This is a genomic window from Dietzia sp. B32 (assembly GCF_024732245.1).
GTDB lineage: Bacteria > Actinomycetota > Actinomycetes > Mycobacteriales > Mycobacteriaceae > Dietzia.
In genome coordinates, this window is sequence record NZ_CP093845.1 from 1,361,303 (window position 1) to 1,379,741 (window position 18,439).

The window sequence follows — 18,439 nt, forward strand, 5'->3', positions numbered from 1 at the left end:
CCGTTCTACTGACGCATGTCACCCAGCTCCGCAAGCAGCCAGCAAACCGGCCATTCCGAATTTAGAGTGCGCTATCCCGAAGGGACGCTTAGGCGACTAACGATGCAATTGGCATGGGAGGACCGAGGGCGGCATCTTAAGCACTGCCTGAAATAGCAACACTTTACAGCGACGACAGAAAGGTCCTCACCCAACCACAAATCGATCATGAGGCCAGTGTCAGCCTCTGGAAACTGCCACAATGGTACGGACCAAGATTAAGATATCTCCTACGAAACTCCTACCAGAAACATATTCAACATACAGTCGAACTTTCTGCGGAAGGAGTACGGATTCATAATACTCCCCTGGGTCGGACACACCAGCAAGAAGGCCAGCCTCGTTTCGAAACTCCAAACTCGCTGGATCCGTAATGCCGGGCCTGACAGAGAGTATGTCAATCCTTTCAGCAGTCGGCCACTTGGCAACGTATTCGGGCACCTCGGGGCGCGGGCCCACCAAGCTCATATCCCCCTTGACCACGTCCAACAATTGAGGCAACTCATCAAGTTTTGATGCCCGAAGGTATTTTCCAACAAATGTAACTCGCCCGTCACCCAAAGCGCTGACATTCGGACCGCCATGCCCAACCTTCATTGTCCGGAACTTATGAATCCGGAAAATCTCACCACCGCGACCAACACGGACTTGTCGGAAGAAAACTGGGCGACCATCCTCCAACAAAATAGCCATCGCCAAGACCGCCCACAAAGGAGCAGTAAACAACATTGCAATAATGGATCCCAGCAGATCCAATACACGCTTGGCAATCACGACAGAATGTCGCTAACTGACGAAATTACATGGTCAACCTGAGCGTCCGTCATCGAAGAAAATGCTGGCAGACTAACCGCCCTCTCAAACTCGGCGCTCGCAACCGGAAAATCCGAGTTGACATGCGACCCAAGATCCCTCCAGTAAGGATGGATATGCAGCGGGATGAAGTGAACGGAGCATCGGACACCTCGCTCAGCCATCTGTCCAATAAATTCATTGCGGCCGATATTAGCATCCGCACCTAATCGAAGGACGTACAAGTGCCAGGAATGGACGTCGCCCCCAGGAGCGTGGGCTGGCAGCTGCACTGGAAGATCAGCAAACGCTGAGTCGTAACGTTTGGCAATGGACTCTCGAGCATCTTGAAAAGCCCAAGCACGGCCCAGCTGCACCCTACCGATTGCTGCGGCCGGATCGGGTAGGTTGTATTTGTACCCAGGTGCGACCACCTCATAGAACCAGCTCGCAGAGCTGCTGGTATATCTATCGAACACATCCTTATTTATACCGTGCAGCCTCATGGTGCGAGCTCGATCAGCGATTTCCTCATACCGGGTAACAAGCATGCCGCCCTCACCAGTCGTGATGGTCTTAGTTGCATAAAAACTAAACACTGAGGCAAGACTGTTTCCGGAACCAATCAGCTCACCGTGGGACGTTCCTGGGAGGATATGCGCCGCGTCCTCCACGGTTAATAGATCGTGCGCGGCGGCGAAAGCGGCGGTCTCCTTTGTATCAACGGCTAAGCCAGCGAAATGGACAGGCATCACTGCTCTAGTTTTACGGGACACCGCCTGCTCCGCAACGGTGTAGTCGATACAGAGAGTTTCACGATCTACATCAACTAAAATTGGAGTTGCACCTAAGTAACGGACCACTTCGGCTGTCGCCGTAAACGTCCAAGTTGGGACAATAACTTCGTCGCCGGGGCCGACGCCAGCCGCCTCTAGCGCGAGGTGGAGCCCAGCGGTAGCCGAGTTCACGGCAACTGCCTGCAGTCCATCGCCGCCCAAGAACTCAGCAAATTCGCGTTCAAAAGTTGCGGCCTGGTTCCCCGTTGTCAGCCAACCTGACCTCAGCGCACGCGTCGCAGCTTGGACTTCCTCCTCACCGATGTCTGGCACCGCGAAAGGGATGAAGTCTCGGTTAGTGCTCAAAGCCCACCTCTCATTCATGTGGAACCTGGTAGGTGTCCTAGGTTCAAACTACCCTCGTAGCCCTGACTCGACACCCCTGGCACCGCACGTCCTCCGCCGGGCGAGCCTCATCTGTAAGCTAGCCCCAGCCAATCAAAATCAGCCGGGAGGACGATCAAGTCAATATGCGGTTCGGACTCTTGACACAATGGTACGACCCAGAACCGGGCCCCGCGGCGCTGCCCGGCGCACTAGCGCGAGGGCTACGCGACGCTGGTCATGAAGTCTCAGTTCTGACCGGGTTCCCTAACTATCCAACTGGCGAGCTCCATTCCGGATATACGCAGGAGCATGGCTATGTTGAGACCGTAGACGGCATTAACGTCCGCAGAGCACCGGTGTACTTGAGCCACGATGAGCGACCACTACACCGAATAGCTAACTACGCGTCATTCGGCTTCTCTGCAACGCGTGCCGCCAAAGACTTTTTCAAGAACCTCGACGCCGTATGGGTAAACTACTCTCCTGTCACTATAGCTATGCCCCTTTGGAGGGGGCAGCGTTTATTTGACACTCCTGCGGTCGTCGAAGTTGGCGATTTGTGGCCGGACACCATATTCGCATCGGGCATGGTGCAGAGGAACGTGATCGGTCGTCTCGGCGAATATGCGCTAAATGCCTGGTGCTCGAGAATCTACCGATCCGCAAGTTCAGTGGTGTACATATCTCCTAGTGTCGGCGGCATCCTTTCGGCCCGAGGTCTCGAAGACTGCCAACTAAGCTATGTTCCCAAATGGGCCGACGAAGAGGTATTTAACTCAAGCGGAGATAGGTCATCCGCCCGAGAGGAATTCAGGATTCCCGAAACCGCCAAAGTTTTGGTTTACGCGGGCACTCTTGGGGGCGCACAAGGTCTTTCTTCGCTCATCAAGGCAACTAGCTTGGTCAACGATCCTGATTTCTTATTGGTGATCGCCGGTTCAGGTACCGAGGAGAGCAAACTTCGCAAATTAGCACTCGAATCACCGATCAGGAACGTCAGGTTTCTCGGTCGCGTACCTCAGGCGCGAATGAACGATCTTATGGCCGCTGCCGATTTTTGCTATGTGGGTCTTGCTCAAAATCCGTTGTCCCAAATAACCATGCCGAGCAAGACTCAGGCAATCTTGGCCTCTGGAAAGCCATTACTTGCCGCAGCCCACGGCGACCTGACCGCTCTCGTGTCGCAGAACTCCGTTGGCCGCACCGCCGATCCGGCATCTCCCTATTCTATTGCCGCTTCAATCGAGTGGTTCTGCAAGTTATCGCCTAAAGAACTGTCCGAACTCGGCGAACGCGCCAGCGCCCTTTACGAGAAAGAATTCTCGCTAGCCAGGGGTGTGAAACACATTGAGGCTCTGCTGATCCAAGCCGCGGAGCAGAATCGGGAACCCGATGTCAAATAATAAAAAGTCGGCAGACACACTCTTTCCCGAAGATGCGAAACAACTCGCCAAGCTACACATAAGGTCTTTTCCCGATTTCTTCCTAAGTAGCCTCGGGGAACGCTTTCTGGCTGAATTCTACCGCGCGTATGCCACGGATCCGACAGCCGTGACCGTCGTAGCTCGCGATGACTCAGGGACGCCGATCGGAGCGGTTGTCGGGACATCTGAGCCGGCAGGGTTCTATTCCCGGCTCCTCAGACGCCGTCTTTTTCGGTTTGCTTTTTTGGCCGGTATCTCCTTGCTGGGGCAGCCCCGCTCTGCACCAAGAGTCATCAGAGGTCTAGCATACCGCGGTGAAGCTCCAGAGAATGGGGCAGACTGGGCCCTTCTCGCATCGCTATGCGTTGACCCGGATTTACAGGGATCCGGAATCGGAAAACACCTAACAACCGATTGGCTCCACCGAGCTTCGTTGCGCGGAATCCAGGTCGCATTCCTAACCACTGACGCCATCGGCAACGATTCAGTTAACGCATTCTACCGGTCACAAGGTTGGCGGATTGACGCGTCCTACACGACCCGTCAAGGCCGGACAATGAACCGGTATGTCATAGACATTACGCCGGAACTTTGATGCCAGGCGCGTGGCCAAACCACCTGCACTTTCAGGCACGGCCTAGTTCGCCCGATTTAGCGAGGAAGACAGCATGACAGATAAGTTAAATGGCGCCACAGTCGCAATAACTGGTGGAACTGGTTCATTCGGATCAACTATGGCGCGTCATCTACTCACCTTGGGTGTCAACCAGGTCAATATTTTCAGCCGTGACGAGGCCAAGCAAGACGAAATGCGATCCAGATTAGACGAGCCCCGCCTCAGGTTCTTTATCGGAGATGTGCGGGACCAGGAAAGCGTGGAGAGCGCTCTCGTCGGTGCCGACTTCGCCTTTCATGCTGCGGCTCTCAAGCAGGTCCCTTCGTGCGAGTTCTTTCCTGATCAGGCGGTCAAGACCAATGTCGATGGCAGCCGCAATGTCATCAGAGCCGCCCACAAACTCGGCGTAAAGTCGGTCGTTTGCCTGTCCACAGATAAGGCCGTATACCCGGTCAATGCGATGGGCATGTCAAAAGCCCTTATGGAAAAGACCGCGCAAGCATTCGCCCGCAACAACCCGAAGTCCCAGACCACGGTTTCTATTACCCGCTACGGCAACGTCATGTACTCGCGCGGATCGGTGATCCCGCTATTTGTTCGACAGATCCGCGAGGGCAAGCCGATTACCTTAACCGAGGGTTCAATGACGCGGTTCCTTATGACCCTCCAAGAGTCCGTCGATCTCGTGGAACACGCGTTTTTCCATGCCGAGCCGGGTGACTTGTTCGTCAAGAAGGCACCGGCCTGCACGGTGGATACCCTCGCCAAGGCCACCGCACTCGTCATGGGCATCGATAACCCGGAGATCGTGAAAATTGGTATGCGTCACGGCGAGAAGATGTACGAGACCCTACTCTCCCGCGAAGAAAAAGCGAAGGCCACCGACCAGGGCGACTACTTCAAGGTGCCGCTTGATGCGCGATCGCTTCAGTACTCAGTGTACGTCGACGAGGGTGATTCTAACGCCCGCGAAGCAGAGGACTTCGACTCAAATAACACTGACCAAATGACCGTGGAAGAAACGGCAACCATGATCGCAGCGCTGCCTGAAATTCAGCAGGTCCTAGCGGAGGTCCACCGATGAAAATCGTCCTTACCGGCGCCACCGGTTTCCTTGGATGGCACACCCGCCTCCGCCTCTCGGCGCTCACAGAGCATGAAGTCCATCCCGTTTCGCGGCAGAACTGGTCAGAGCTAGGCAACCTTCTGGCCAACGCGGACGCAATAATCCACATCGCCGGGGTCAACCGAGCGGCGGACGACGAAGCGGTGGAACGAGGGAATATCGAATTAGGCAACGATCTCGCGGCTGCTGTGGCATCTTCCGGCCGAGCCCTGCGGGTTGTCATGGCCGGCACCATTCAGGTTGAACGCGACAACGCATACGGCCGCGGCAAATTGGCGGCCCAAAATCAGATCGCTAAAGCTACCCTGTCCCTCGGCGGGCACTTCGTCGAAGTTCGCCTTCCAAACCTATTCGGTGAGCACGGAGTCCCCAATTATAATTCCTTCGTGGCCACGTTTATTAGGGCCGTTATAGGGGGAGAGACTCCCCAGATAAACGACAATCCGGTGGAGTTGCTCCACGCACAAGATGCGTCGCAAGCCCTAATAGACGGCCTCGACACATCGGCGACAACGCTCCGGCCCCGAGGTCAGCACACCGGTGTCGTTGCGGTGTGGAATCTCTTGAAGGAGTTTCACCGATCGTACGTCCCGATCGGCGAGATCCCAGACCTCAGTACAAGGTTCCGGATTGACCTATTCAACGCCTACCGAGCCGCACTCTTTCCGGGCCACTACCCGATTAACCTCGTTCCGCACTCGGATTCTCGCGGCTCGTTCGTAGAAACCGTTCGTTGCTGCGGGGGCGAGGGACAGTCCTCAATCAGTTCCACTGCACCCGGCGTCACACGCGGCGAGCATTACCACCTCACCAAGATCGAGCGATTTGCAGTTATCCAGGGTAAAGCTCGGATAAGCCTTCGGAAAATGTTTGAGGAGGACGTCTTGGACTTCGAGGTCTCCGGTGACGTTCCCGTCGCGATCGACATGCCAGTGGGGTGGGTTCACAACATCACCAACACCGGTGACGATGTGTTGCTCACGCAGTTTTGGAGCCACGAGCTCTTTCGTCCGGATGCTCCAGACACGTTCCCTGAACCCGTCCGCCGCACTGCCGAGGAGTCAGACCAGTGAAAATAGTGACTGTCGTGGGAACGCGCCCTGAGCTCATCCGTCTGGCCCGGGTCATCCATCGTCTCGATGCCACGGCCGGCATTACGCACGTCCTGGTACACACTGGCCAGAATTACGACTACACACTCAACCAAGTTTTTTTCGACGATCTGGGAATTCGCCAACCGGACCACATGCTTGGAGTCGACACGTCTAGCCTCGGCGCAGTGCTCGGTGGCACGCTAATCGCTACGGAAAGAGTCCTACATGAGGAGTCTCCCGATGCCGTATTGGTACTCGGTGACACTAACTCGTGCATTGCGGCTCTCATGGCTCGCCGCATGCGCATTCCGACCTACCACATGGAAGCGGGCAATCGCTGCTTTGATCTGAACGTGCCAGAGGAAACCAACCGGCGCATGGTCGACCACGTTTCTGACTTTAATCTCGTATACACGGAACACGCGCGGAGAAACCTTCTAGCCGAGGGATTGCATCCCCGCCGGATCCTTAAGACAGGTTCGCCGATGCGCGAGGTGCTCAACGCCTACCTCGACCAGATCAATGCGTCTACGGTCCTGGCCGACAAGGGCCTCGAAAAGGGCAAATACTTCCTCGTCTCAGCTCATCGCGAGGAAAATGTGGACTCTCCAGAGCGGCTGCAGATGCTTCTCGACTGTTTGACAGCCGTCCACACCCACTTCGAACTTCCGATTTTCGTCTCTACACATCCCCGTACACGTAAGCGACTCACCGCACTCGCGGACTGGTCGGAACCGGAGGGCATCATATTCTCTGAACCCCTAGGGTTCCACGACTATAACAAACTTCAACTATCCGCAGCTTGCTGCCTGTCGGACTCTGGCACCATCGCAGAGGAATCTTCAATCCTAGGTTTTCCTGCAATCACCCTGCGTGATTCGATAGAGCGCCCCGAGGCATTGGACACAGGGGCGATAATAATGACTGGTTTACACTCCGATGACGTTGTAGCGGCGGTTCAACTAGCTATGGATTCCGGATACGAACGAGCCGGAACGAGCCATATCACGCCCGATGACTACCTGATTGACAACACATCGGAGCGCGCAGTGAAGTTTATAATATCTACAGTTCACAGGCACAGGTCCTGGGCGGGCATACGGTAGCAAGGGACTGCTGCACGAACAGGTGACAGATGGGGTTAGGCCGCCTGGGTAGCGGCTGTGGTCATGATCAACTCGTATTCGACCGGGGTCAACCTGCCCAGGCCTGACTGCCTGCGACGGCGGTGGTAAGTTCTCTCGGTCCAGGTGATGATCGCGATTCGCAACTCCTCACGGGTGGCCCAGGCGCGGCGGTCGAGGACGTTCTTCTGCAGCAGTGCGAACCCGGACTCCATCGCAGCGTTGTCACCAGCCGCGCCCACACGACCCATCGACCCGACCATGCCGTGCCGGTTGAGCGCGTGGACGAACTTCCGGCTGCGGAACTGCGACCCGCGGTCGGTGTGCAGGACACAGCCGGCAACATCTCCGCCGGCTTGCTGACGGCGAGCAACCGCGTTTTTCAGCGCTTCGACAGCCAGCCGGGACTTCATCCGCGAGTCGATCGAGTAGCCGACGATCCGGTTGGAGTAGACGTCCTTGACCGCACTGAGATACAGCTTGCCCTCCCTGGTCCAGTGCTCGGTGATGTCCGCGAGCAACAACTGGTTCAGAGTCTGTGCACGGAACTCGTGGCGGATCACGCCGTGCCGATCGGTCACCGCGCAGAGGTCGTCGTGGACCGGCGGGCCGGGCTTCTTGCCGTTCTTGCCGCGTCTCTTCGGAGAACGCCGACCACCAGCCCTGTCATGAGCAGATCTTCCAGGCGGTACGTCCGGCCATCGACTCGCCGGTTTCGCGGGCTTCGTCGACCAGGAACCGGTAGCCAAACTCGGGGTCGTCGCGGTGGGCGTCGAACAGGGCGTTGGCACGGTAGGCCTGGGTGAGTTCGGCATCGGTGACCGGGGCCGCGAGCCAGCGGTAGTAGGGCTGGCGAGCAAGGTTCAGCACCCGGCAGGTCACCTCGGGCGGGGATGCCGTCGGCGGCCAACTCACGGACAAGCGGGTACATCATTTTCCCGGCAGGTTGGCCTGCCAAAGGTAGGCAGCGGCCCGGCGCAGGACCTCGTTCTCTTGCTCGCGGAGCTTGATGCGCTTCTTCGTGGCAGATAGGGCCAGTGGGTACGCCTAGTCCGGCGATCCGGTACTTCGATTCCGGCGACTCGGTACTCCTTGGGGCGGGCGGGGTGGTCTGCTCGGGGTGAGGCGGCGCGACTGCGTCGCCTTTTCCTTTTCAGGAGGCTGATGTGGCCGAGTACAAGGCCATCATGACGTTGGCGCTGGCCGGGCATAGCTACAGCGAGATCGTCGCCGCCGTCGGATGTTCACGGCGGGAGATCGCGGCGGTGAAGAAGACGATCACCGCGTACGGCATCACCGCCGGCCAAGCGTCGTCGATGAACCCGGCCGAGATCGCCGGGATGTGAATATTCGTCTCGCTGGGGTCCACCAGTATTGCCTCTGGGGGCCAGTGGCCGGATTGCGAATATTGCGCTTGGGGGCCAGCAGTAGCGTCCGTGGGGGCCACCCGCTTCTAGGCTCCTTCCGCCGCGTGTATAGGCCCGCGGCGGAAGGAGCAATCCGTGACTGTACGGAAAATCAGGGCGAAGCTCGTGTTGCAGCTTCGCGCCGAAGGCTTGTCAGGCAGGGCGATCGCCGCCTCGCAGGGCATGTCCCGCAAGAGCATCGCGGCGGTGCTGGAGGCCGCCGATGCGACCGAGACGAGCTGGGACGACGTCGCCGAGCTCACCGATGAGCAGGTGTACGCCCGCCTGTTCCCGGGCCGCGGGGAACACGAGAGCGTGTTCGCCCAGCCCGACTGGGAACAGGTCCACCGCGAGATGGCCCGGGTCGGGGTCACACTCAAGCTGCTGCACGGCGAGTACACCGACCGCTGCGCCCACGCGAAAGCGCCGGCGATGGGCTATGACCGGTGGTGCAAGACCTACCAGCGACACGTGATGGTCACCGGCGCCGCCTCCCGCGTCGGGCACAAGGCCGGCCAGACGGTCGAGGTCGACTGGTCCGGCCCCACGATGGAGCTCACCGACCCGGTCACCGGAGCTACGCGGAAGGTGTACCTATTCGTGGCGTGCCTGCCATTCAGCAGGTACGCGTTCGTCTGGCCATCGACCGACATGCAGCAAGACGCGTGGCTTCGGGCGCACGTGGCGATGTTTAACCGGCGTGATCTCCCATCCCCGCGACGGCGAGATCGTCCTCAACGACGCCTACAGGGAGATGGCCGCCCACTACTCAGCAGCCGTTCTACCAGGGCGGATACGGAGGCAAAAAGACAAATCTGGCGCCGAGAACACCGTGGCGCACGTAGCGACCTGGGTGATCGCCGGCCTACGGGACCGCATGTTCCACACGGTGCCCGAACTGGCCGAGGCAATCGGTGAGCGGATGGACGCCTACAACCGGGAGCCGTTCCAGAAACGACTGGCACTCAGAACAGCGAATACTCAGTGAGAGCATTCGCGGCGCCATGGCCGCAAGGGCCAGTACTCGACCGTCCTCGCCCACGCCCCGAAGGCGCATCAGGGTATCGACGGCTTGTGGTCACGGCAGTGGTTTACCGACCGTGCCTGCGGGTTCGGCCCCCACCGAGCAGGTGATCGCCCAGATCCTGGATCGGCACGTGATCGAGGCCCAGGGCTATCTGGACCGCCAGAACATTCCCGAGACGTTGGGCTGTTAGGAACGCCTTTCGGAAACCGCCGTTCTGACGATCGGATAGCGCGCGTACGAGCACCAGGTAGCGGACCCGCAGGGATTCGCTCGGCTCGCGCACATTCGACCGGTGCCGGCGGGTAAGTCCCGTGGAGTGGTGGGGTTTCGGGGCCGGGGTTCTGGCTGACGAAGGTGTGGCGGTCCGCTGAAGAGGGCGGGCCATCGCGTAGTGGTCAATGAGTTACCGCCAAGTAGCTCACAGCAAAGGACACACCACGCGATGACCCAGTCCCATTCTGGCGTACACGCCCAGCTCGACGCACTGCTGGCCGCCGATCCGCAGGCCATGTTCGCCGAGCTGGTGCGGGCCGGCCTGCAGGCGCTGATCGAGGCCGAAGCCGCTGCGAAGATCGGCGCCGACCGCTACGAACGCACTGAAGGCCGCACGACCCACCGCAACGGCCACCGCCCAAAGACGATCTCGACCCCGGTCGGAGACATCGAGGCACAGATCCCGAAACTGCGGGCAGGGTCGTTCTTCCCGGCCCTGCTCGAGCGCCGCCGCCGAATCGATCGGGCCCTGTACGCAGTGATCATGCAGGCCTACGTGCACGGCGTGTCCACGCGGGCCGTGGACGACCTGGTCCGCGCACTCGGGGTCGACACCGGCATCTCCAAGTCCGAGGTCTCCCGCATCTGCGCCGACCTGGACGCCGAGGTCGAGCAGTTCCGCACCAGGACGCTGACCCACACCGAGTTCCCCTACGTGTTCGCCGACGCCACCTTCTGCAAGGTCCGGATCGGTGCGCATGTGGTCTCCCACGCCCTGGTCGTGGCCACCGGGGTCTCCATTGACGGCACCCGCGAAGTGCTCGGCACCGCCGTCGGTGACAGTGAGTCGTTCGAGTTCTGGTCGGACTTCCTGCGCTCGCTCAAAGCGCGTGGCCTGACCGGGGTGCACCTGGTCATCTCGGACGCTCACGCAGGTTTGAAAGCGGCGGTGGCGCAGCAGTTCGTCGGTGCCTCGTGGCAGCGATGCCGGGTGCATTTCATGCGCAATCTGCACGGGGCCGTGGCCTCCAAGCATGCTCCCGCGGTGACCGCGGCGGTCAAGACGATCTTCGCCCACACCGACCCGGACGACGTGGCCGAGCAGTGGGACCAGGTCACCGCCACCTTTGCCGAGTCGTTCCCCAAGGTCACCGCCATGATGCGCGAGGCCAAGACCGACGTTCTGGCGTTCACTGCGTTCCCCCGCGGACACTGGCAGAAGATCGAGTCCAACAACCCGATCGAGCGCCTGAACAAGGAGATCAAACGCCGCGCCGACGTCGTGGAGATCTTCCCCAACCCGGCCGCGTTCCTGCGCTTGGCGACCTCGGTGGTGATCGATCAACACGACGAATGGCAGGTCTCCCGCCGCTACCTTTCAGAGACCTCGATGGCACAACTCCGCCGAGTCATCGCCGCCAAGCAGCAAGCCCTCGACGCCGGCGGCGACTACGATCAGCAACGACTCGTTGATCACTGCGCCTGACTAGACGCCGATCCGAATCCCACCACCCCACGGGGCACTATCGTGCCGGCCGTTCCAGGGCGAACGCACGGTTCGCGCGCGACACCGGGTCCGGGTTGGTGCCCGCTTCTTGATCCTCACCGACCGGACGGGCAGGTCGGGATGCACCGCTCTGAGTGAGTCATACGCCATCTCTGTGGGGTTCAATGACGTGCTGCTCGTCCCCTGGGAGCTGGATGGCCCTCCGGGGAGCTGGGGCGCCCTGAAGTCCCAGTTCACACAACTGTTAGCTGCTGGCGGCGCGTTGGGGCAGTCAGGCTGGCGACGCTTCGCCACCTGGGCGGGGGACTTGGTCAAGTGCGCGGCGTCGGTGTTCGAAGGAACGGCCCCGGTTCGGCCTGCCCGACGCGATCAAGAGACGTACACGTTGCCACCGCGCAGGCCCTGGTGAGCAGGGGGACGGGGAGTCCGGCGGGCGGCACTTGACGCCATCGAGGCGCTATCCGGTAGCCGTCCGAACGCTATCCGATCGTCAGAACCGTGCTATCCGAAGCACGTCCCAAACAGTTGGGCAAGAGAAGTCGGCAGCGGCTCGAGGCAGCTTGCCAAGTGCTGCTCAACCAATACTGCGCTGGTAGCTACAGCGTGCTCAAACGCGTCATGGCCACCATCGACTCCGACCACAAGGCGCCCCGACCCGTCCTGCCGGCGGCGGCCACCCGGAAACCGCCGCCGCCGGCCGGCCCCCGGGCCGACGGCGCGATCCAAGTCCGGTCGGCTGATCACTATGCGCGCGGCCGCAGCGGGGAGGGCGTGTGATGTTCACCGAGATCGATCGCCAGAAGTTCCGCAATCTTCGCTTCACCCACGTGGCCACCCGCTTCAAGGAGTTCATCAGCGACGAGGACAACGACGAGCTCACTCCGGAGCAGAACTTCCACACCGCCGTCGACGAAGCCCTGGACCACGCCAGGCCCACCGGATTGACAAGCTGATTCGCGCCGCCAAGTCCCCCATCCCGCAGGCCTCGATCGCCGAGATCAACTACTCGAAAGGACGCGGATGTCGACGGCGGGTGAGAATTGACCCGTACGTGACGGGGTCGTTTCTAGCCAACGACGCAACAAGTGGACACCTCGGAGCCTAGTTCGTCCGTAATGAATTCCGGGGGGATCGATTGGTGAGGACGACTCCGGGGCCGTGGTTCAGCACGTCCGCGACGTCGGCAAGCTAGTCGGGATCGGGGCCCGGCTGTGGAAGGCGTTCACTGCCCGCGATGCGCACGCAACGGTGGAGGCCACCTACGGCATCTAACAGCGACTCATCACCGCTTACGAAACCTCGGGTAAGCGAGGGCAAGTTCGCGATGTACAAGCTCCTGCGCTCGATCCGGGCCGGCGTTCCGAGGGAACTACCCGAGTTCGCTCAGCTGGGCCGGTCGCTGTGGAAGCGGCGGCCAGATAACCCACCTCCTTCGACGTGGACGCCCCAACGGCCCCGTAAAGGCCGTCAACGGCCGTCTCGAGCACCTCCGCGGCTTAGTCCTGGGCTTCCGGAATGTAAGAGTCACTAGATCCAGCGGTCACTGATCCACTCCGGTCAGCTTCAGAACCGAATTAACTGCTCTTGATTCCGAACGAACCACAAACGCAAACCTTTGCGACAGGCTCACTTGCTAGCGGAACAATGGGCAATCAGCAAGGAAGTCAGGAGCTACGGTCGGTCAAGATAAGGTCGAAAATTGAAGGACCCTCATGGCCGGCACGCCACCGTTCATAAGCATCTGCCGCGCGGCGTTTCATTTCAGTTCGCGTCTCCGGGAGCGCCGTACAGAACTCTTCAATTGCCTCGGACCAACAACTCACTGTATGCTCAGGAACTACCCGGCCACCTCCACCTTCGATAATCTGGGTCCACGGAGTGACATCTTCGATATAAGTGGGACAACCTGCTGACAGACTTTCCGCGATAGCGTGTCCAAAATTCTCATGCTCGGTGGGCAAGAAGAAAGCATCTGCGGACATGAACAGTCTTCGGACCTCGCTGTTCTCAACGCTTCCGTGGAAAGTGACGGTTATATTCGCAGGTATTTGTGCGGCAATTTCTCGACACTCATGCAAGTAATGCGCGTTCTGCGCACTACCGTACAAATCCAACGACACCTTGCCGGCGGTCACATGTGAAAGCGCCTCAAGCAGAAGCGTGACACCCTTGATCTCAGAAATTCTGCTGACGAACACAAGCTTGACATGCTCACCGCAGGGCTCATGCCTACGTAGGGCTTTTCTTGGAAGATTTGACTCGTTTAGACGTACTTTTATATTGGCCCGAGGACGAATTGTTCTAATTTCACTTGCCTCGACCTCACTTGATGCGTGCCACACCACTCTCCGGTGAAGACCGATAATCTTTGACGCGGCCAAGAACAGGGCTTTCTTCCGGGGCTTAATAGCCAGGGCCGCGTCGCCGAATTCCCCACGTGGTGCGACAACAACGATACTCCGACCAAAAAACCCTACGCGCGATAGAGCAATTGGAAAAATCGAGAAGCGAGGACTCAGGAAGCTGTTAATATAGACAAAATCAGGTTTCAATCGTCTACCGAGCCACAGCGCCCTTAAGATCGAGGTGGACTTTGCTGCTCTCGTATAAAGGACATAAGCGCTACCCCGACGCAGCCACCGATCGGTTGCCACTCCGAGCGGGGCAGACTCGCCCCAATCGGTATCTGAGGCAATAACATAAAATTGATAGTTGTCACCGTGCGTCTCTACCATCGCCTCTGTGGTACGAATTGGCCCGCCTCCCCGGTATGCAGGAGGATATAGCGGGGTCAGCATGAGCACAGTTGGCTTAGCGCTAGGCAAATTCTGTAGGGAGTCGGCCCTACAAGCGGGTGATGCCGGCGCCATCGCTGTCCACCTCCCCGCGAGTGTCAAAGAACGAAATCGCCCTTTCAGCCAACGAAGCGACGTCGTACGTACGGTGGTTTTGTAAGAGGATCGTCAAGTCAGCACCTGCGACCCCAACTGCCAAGTCCTCGGTCCGCAGTGCCGTCGGGACCGCATCCCAGTCCTGCACAAATGGGTCATGATATTCAACAACTGAACCTTTGGCTAGCAATCTCTCAGCTACCTCCTTAGCCGGAGACTCGCGTTGATCCGCAATGTTGGGCTTGTAGGTTACCCCCAGAAGAAGAACCCGCGAACCCTTCAATGCCTTCTCACGTGCATTCAAAATATCCTGGGCGCGCTCAACAACGTAAGCCGGCATACGGGAGTTCACCTCCTGTGCCAACTCAACAAAACGGAAGGGGTATCCAAGCCGAGACTTCACGTTGTGCGAGAGATAATTGGGATCGATCGGTATACAATGCCCGCCTACACCCGGCCCCGGATAGAACGCCTGGAATCCGAAGGGTTTCGACTTCGCCGCCTCAATAACGTCCCATAGGTCTATTTCTAGATCGTGGCAGAACCGCGCCATTTCGTTCACAAGGGCGATGTTGACGTGCCTGTAAGTATTCTCAAGAAGCTTCGCCATCTCAGCCTCTCGAGTTCCTTTCGTGCGCACAGTCCTGTCAACAAACTGCTCATAGAACTCGGCGGCCTCGGACGTACAGGCGTCTGTATGCCCGCCAACCACCTTGGGTGTGTTCTTTGCACCGAACGACGAATTGCCCGGATCAATCCGCTCGGGAGAGAACGCGAGACTGAAATCCACCCCGGCGGTTAAGCCCTGCGCTTCTAGAATGGGTCGGACCACCTCGTCGGTAGTTCCTGGATAAGTCGTGGACTCAAGGATAACCAACATTCCTTTGTGAATGTTTTCAGCGATCATCGAAACCGCTCCCACCACGGCCCTCAAATCCGGCCCACCCTCGTTCGAGAGTGGTGTTGGAACGCAGATTACAGCTACATCCGCCTCTGCAAGCACCCTCGAATCAGTAGTGGCTGAGAAGCCATGTTTGAGCATATCGTTAATGTCCCGGTCCGAGAGATCGTCGATATGTGACCGACCATTATTGAGTGCCGATGTCACCCCCGAGTTGACATCGAGGCCAATAACGTTGAGGCCAGCCATAGTGGCCTCCCGGGCCAACGGAAGCCCGACATACCCTAACCCAATAATTACTGTTTGCATGCTCATCTTTCCTTTCGTAACGATAGCAACCTATTCGACTCTATTTCTAACTCGACGGCTCCTGCCTCTCAGTGCCGAACTGAAGGCGCTAGCTGCGCAATCGTTCGCTTCTAGGATACTCGAACGCCTACCTTGCGCCCGTTATTCGTGCTGGATGGCCGCTGGGTAGTCAGCCGCCTCTAAGGCCGCCGCACATAGCTACAGAGGCAGGAGTGGGTGGTTGCAGGATATTGAATGACCGACCGTATACAAAACTACTCATGGCCGAATGCTGGCGGGCGTGCGACCTAAATCTCTGGGCCAGAGTCAGGCAAGGGCCCTTGTTTCAATGGTGATGCACTTGAGCGCTGAGACGCACAATGCAGGCCCACCAGCGAGCCAATTTGATTCATGCTAGCTAGCTGATTGTGTTCATGGTCGCCCCTCCTCGCCTCCTCGACCAGGATTCAACTTCGCCGCGTAGCTCGGGTCTTCCGTAGTCGATGAAGTTGCTTCTTCATAATCCGAGCTAGGGCATTATTTCCCGCAAAGATAAACGGCCAATACAGAAGCGCCACGCCCATTGAGGGAGTGCTGTAGTCAGTTCCCTCGAACCATTCTTTCAACTTACGCGCCACTGCATCCCGGCCCGAGATTGAAACAACCTCACCTCGTCCAACCTTTGAACCAGACTCAACTGCAAGACATCGCGAGACCCATTTGCTCGGAGTAGATTCATGAACGAAACCGTCTATCGAACCCAAAACAATCGGACTGTTATCTCGAAATGGGCGATTGTAGTAGACCACTGGAGTCCCGCAAAGCAGCGATTCGTGAATCACATTGCCAAAACTCTCCCCCTTCTGCGCCGCGTGAACAAAAACATCAGCGGACCAATAGTACTCGCGCAATACTGCATCATCGGACACAGAGGGCTGAACTATGACGTTTTGGAACGGCTCTAATTTCCTGCACAGCTCGGGTGGGCAACCAACCAATACCAGTAACCACGAACTCGGCAAACGCGTAGCTAGTTCGATATAGCTACTGTGCCACTTGCTATCAATAGGTGAACCTATACGTAGAAGCACCCGCTCTGCCCCACCTGCGAAGCGCTGCCGTGCCGATACCCACTCTTGCCTAGATGGGGGCCGAAAATAGCGATCATTCTGCGGATTGGGCAACTCAATGATCCGAGTTCGCGAGCTCAGCCGAATACCCGTTGCAGAGCGATACTGAAGGGAGCACCATCCGGACATGAGACCGACAGTCCGCGAAACAGGTAGCTCGTCTAACGCACAATCGTCCTCAGCAAATATGTTATGAGTTAGCAATCGGGGGTGACTACCTGTTTCGTCTGATGCCAACAATTGCGCCAGTACCTCCAGAGCCAACGGCTCAATGGTGGTGTGATGGAAGTGAACGACATCAATTTTGGGCGGACGCGCCCCGCTGTCTCGGAGGACAGTGGCTCCAGCTTGTTCTGCTTCGTCAACCCTGGACGGATGGAGCGTAGATGTAGGGAGTATCCACACTTCGAACCCGATTGACCTCCAGCACCTGGCAAACTGCACTGCGCTTCGGCTCGTTCCGCCGAGACTCGGGTCGTTCACAAGGATCACTACCGTAGGCATTCGGAACCTTTCCTAGCAACAAATGAAAAGACAATTGCCTGCACGATCTGGCTGACTAACAATGCGATACAGACCCCGATCAGAGTGTCAACCAAGGCGAACATGGCGATAAGCGAAAGGGAAGCGACAGTAGATACGGAAAGAAAGCTGGCGACGTAGGCGGAGTAACCAAAACTATTGGCTACGCCGATCCGGGACTGCACCCACGAATTGACCGCTGCGTTAACTACAAAGAGAGCAAAGAGCCAGCGGAAATCCTCGTAGGATTTCCCAAGCAGCAAAGGAGCTATCAGGGCCGCGAGGGGCGACAGGATAATCAAGCCGCACGCATATGCTCCCATATAACGGTTAAGTGACCGAAGAGCTACTTTCCGTTCTGATAGGGAAATCGTTTCATTTGCCACGCTAGGTATTGTTATCGCTGTAATTGATGTAGTTATCAAGTGTGCCGGGCTAGCTACGCGATATCCCGCAGCGTAACCACCAGCTTGAGCGCCCCCCATCAACCCACCCACAATTAACACATCTAACTGCTGGAAGGTTGCCATTATCGTCGAGACCCAATAATGACGACTCGTCCGGACCGCCTCTATGAAGGCTGAAAACATGCCCCGTAGGCGTAACGAACTTAGGACGACGATGGCGATCAGTAAAGATGACAAGCAAAGTCCAGCTAGATAGAACACCGTCACTTCTAGACGAGAGAAAAAGAAACCAACGACAATAAAGGTGAAGGGTAGCAACCGCTTCGCGAGAATCAATAGCTCGGCCTTCCGTACCGCTCCTCGCGCGAAGTGCGAGTTTGCTTCGGCGGTGTAGACGACTTCCACAAATACTGCTGCCGCAGCCGCAACGAGAAGCAAGAGATTCTCGCTCCCCCATATCAGCACTGCTAGACCAACGCTAAGAACACCGGACGTGAATGAACCCGCAATACTAACCAGCCTTAAGGTGGTTAAGAGCTGGGCCTGCCCCGGCGCACTAAGATAAATTATACGCATGCTGGCCCCGAAAGTAAGGACCGCGCCTACGAAGGTAGCGGCACTGACGGTCGAAGCATAATAGCCGAAACTGACCGCCTCTAGTTGACGTGCCAGTATTAAGAGTGTGATGGTTTGCAGAACCGTGGATATAACACGCACCAACAAACCTGAAGACATCCGCTTCAAGTAGGAACTAGCCATCAAGCGCCGG

15 protein-coding genes and 3 pseudogenes are annotated in these 18,439 nt (G+C 58.0%); 11 read left to right on the forward strand and 7 right to left on the reverse strand.

Annotated elements, in window-relative coordinates:
* Positions 1–219 precede the first annotated feature (219 nt).
* Positions 220–813, reverse strand: a complete 594-nt coding sequence (locus L8M95_RS06585) for a sugar transferase (RefSeq protein WP_260488691.1) — start codon at positions 811–813, stop codon at positions 220–222.
* The gene (locus L8M95_RS06590) at positions 810–1,940 is read right to left on the reverse strand and encodes a DegT/DnrJ/EryC1/StrS aminotransferase family protein (protein WP_260488692.1); all 1,131 of its coding nucleotides are present in this window, start codon (positions 1,938–1,940) and stop codon (positions 810–812) included. Before L8M95_RS06590 ends, L8M95_RS06585 begins: the two co-directional genes overlap by 4 nt.
* A 197-nt stretch (positions 1,941–2,137) precedes the next feature.
* On the opposite strand from L8M95_RS06590, the gene L8M95_RS06595 reads away from it, so the two are divergent.
* The 5 genes from L8M95_RS06595 to wecB all read left to right on the forward strand — a co-directional run bounded on the left by L8M95_RS06595 (position 2,138) and on the right by wecB (position 7,360).
* Positions 2,138–3,397 (forward strand): glycosyltransferase family 4 protein, encoded by a 1,260-nt coding sequence (locus L8M95_RS06595; protein WP_260488693.1) that lies wholly within the window; start codon positions 2,138–2,140, stop codon positions 3,395–3,397.
* Positions 3,387–4,013, forward strand: coding sequence for a GNAT family N-acetyltransferase (locus L8M95_RS17565; protein WP_396119575.1), 627 nt, complete (start codon positions 3,387–3,389; stop codon positions 4,011–4,013). Before L8M95_RS06595 ends, L8M95_RS17565 begins: the two co-directional genes overlap by 11 nt.
* A gap of 73 nt (positions 4,014–4,086) precedes the next feature.
* Positions 4,087–5,118: a polysaccharide biosynthesis protein gene (locus L8M95_RS06600; protein WP_260488694.1), complete on the forward strand. Its 1,032-nt coding sequence runs from the start codon at positions 4,087–4,089 to the stop codon at positions 5,116–5,118.
* A complete protein-coding gene (locus L8M95_RS06605; RefSeq protein ID WP_260488695.1) occupies positions 5,115–6,233 on the forward strand; it encodes an NAD-dependent epimerase/dehydratase family protein in 1,119 nt (372 codons plus the stop codon). Before L8M95_RS06600 ends, L8M95_RS06605 begins: the two co-directional genes overlap by 4 nt.
* Entirely contained in the window at positions 6,230–7,360 is a 1,131-nt protein-coding gene (wecB, locus tag L8M95_RS06610) for a non-hydrolyzing UDP-N-acetylglucosamine 2-epimerase (protein ID WP_260488696.1), read from the forward strand. Before L8M95_RS06605 ends, wecB begins: the two co-directional genes overlap by 4 nt.
* 35 nt (positions 7,361–7,395) lie before the next feature.
* On the opposite strand, the pseudogene L8M95_RS06615 reads toward wecB, so the two are convergent.
* A pseudogene (locus L8M95_RS06615) lies at positions 7,396–8,398 on the reverse strand (IS3 family transposase); the annotation flags it as partial.
* Between the two features lie 146 nt (positions 8,399–8,544).
* On the opposite strand from L8M95_RS06615, the gene L8M95_RS06620 reads away from it, so the two are divergent.
* The 6 genes and pseudogenes from L8M95_RS06620 to L8M95_RS17570 form a co-directional block, all read left to right on the forward strand.
* A complete protein-coding gene (locus tag L8M95_RS06620; protein ID WP_260488697.1) occupies positions 8,545–8,724 on the forward strand; it encodes a helix-turn-helix domain-containing protein in 180 nt (59 codons plus the stop codon).
* Between the two features lie 156 nt (positions 8,725–8,880).
* A pseudogene (locus L8M95_RS06625) lies at positions 8,881–9,760 on the forward strand (IS21 family transposase); the annotation flags it as partial.
* 493 nt (positions 9,761–10,253) lie between these two features.
* Positions 10,254–11,510, forward strand: a complete 1,257-nt coding sequence (locus tag L8M95_RS06630; protein ID WP_260488698.1) for an IS256 family transposase — start codon at positions 10,254–10,256, stop codon at positions 11,508–11,510.
* Positions 11,511–12,098: 588 nt separating this feature from the next.
* Complete coding sequence (locus L8M95_RS06635) at positions 12,099–12,308, forward strand: hypothetical protein (protein ID WP_260488699.1); 210 nt, start codon at positions 12,099–12,101, stop codon at positions 12,306–12,308.
* Positions 12,308–12,484 carry a hypothetical protein gene (locus tag L8M95_RS06640; protein ID WP_260488700.1) on the forward strand — a complete coding sequence of 59 codons (177 nt, stop codon included), beginning with the start codon at positions 12,308–12,310 and terminating at the stop codon, positions 12,482–12,484. Before L8M95_RS06635 ends, L8M95_RS06640 begins: the two co-directional genes overlap by 1 nt.
* Before the next feature lie 422 nt (positions 12,485–12,906).
* Positions 12,907–13,119, forward strand: a pseudogene (locus L8M95_RS17570) (ISL3 family transposase); the annotation flags it as partial.
* A 76-nt stretch (positions 13,120–13,195) separates the two neighbouring features.
* On the opposite strand, the gene L8M95_RS06645 reads toward L8M95_RS17570, so the two are convergent.
* The 4 genes from L8M95_RS06645 to L8M95_RS06655 all read right to left on the reverse strand — a co-directional run bounded on the left by L8M95_RS06645 (position 13,196) and on the right by L8M95_RS06655 (position 18,429).
* Entirely contained in the window at positions 13,196–14,266 is a 1,071-nt protein-coding gene (locus tag L8M95_RS06645) for a glycosyltransferase (protein WP_260488701.1), read from the reverse strand.
* 109 nt (positions 14,267–14,375) lie between these two features.
* On the reverse strand, positions 14,376–15,638 hold the full coding sequence (locus L8M95_RS06650) for a nucleotide sugar dehydrogenase (RefSeq protein ID WP_260488702.1): 1,263 nt from the start codon (positions 15,636–15,638) through the stop codon (positions 14,376–14,378).
* Positions 15,639–16,078: 440 nt separating this feature from the next.
* Positions 16,079–17,245, reverse strand: a complete 1,167-nt coding sequence (locus L8M95_RS17575; protein WP_396119580.1) for a glycosyltransferase — start codon at positions 17,243–17,245, stop codon at positions 16,079–16,081.
* Positions 17,233–18,429 (reverse strand): hypothetical protein, encoded by a 1,197-nt coding sequence (locus tag L8M95_RS06655; RefSeq protein WP_260488703.1) that lies wholly within the window; start codon positions 18,427–18,429, stop codon positions 17,233–17,235. Before L8M95_RS06655 ends, L8M95_RS17575 begins: the two co-directional genes overlap by 13 nt.
* Between the last annotated feature and the right edge of the window lie 10 nt (positions 18,430–18,439).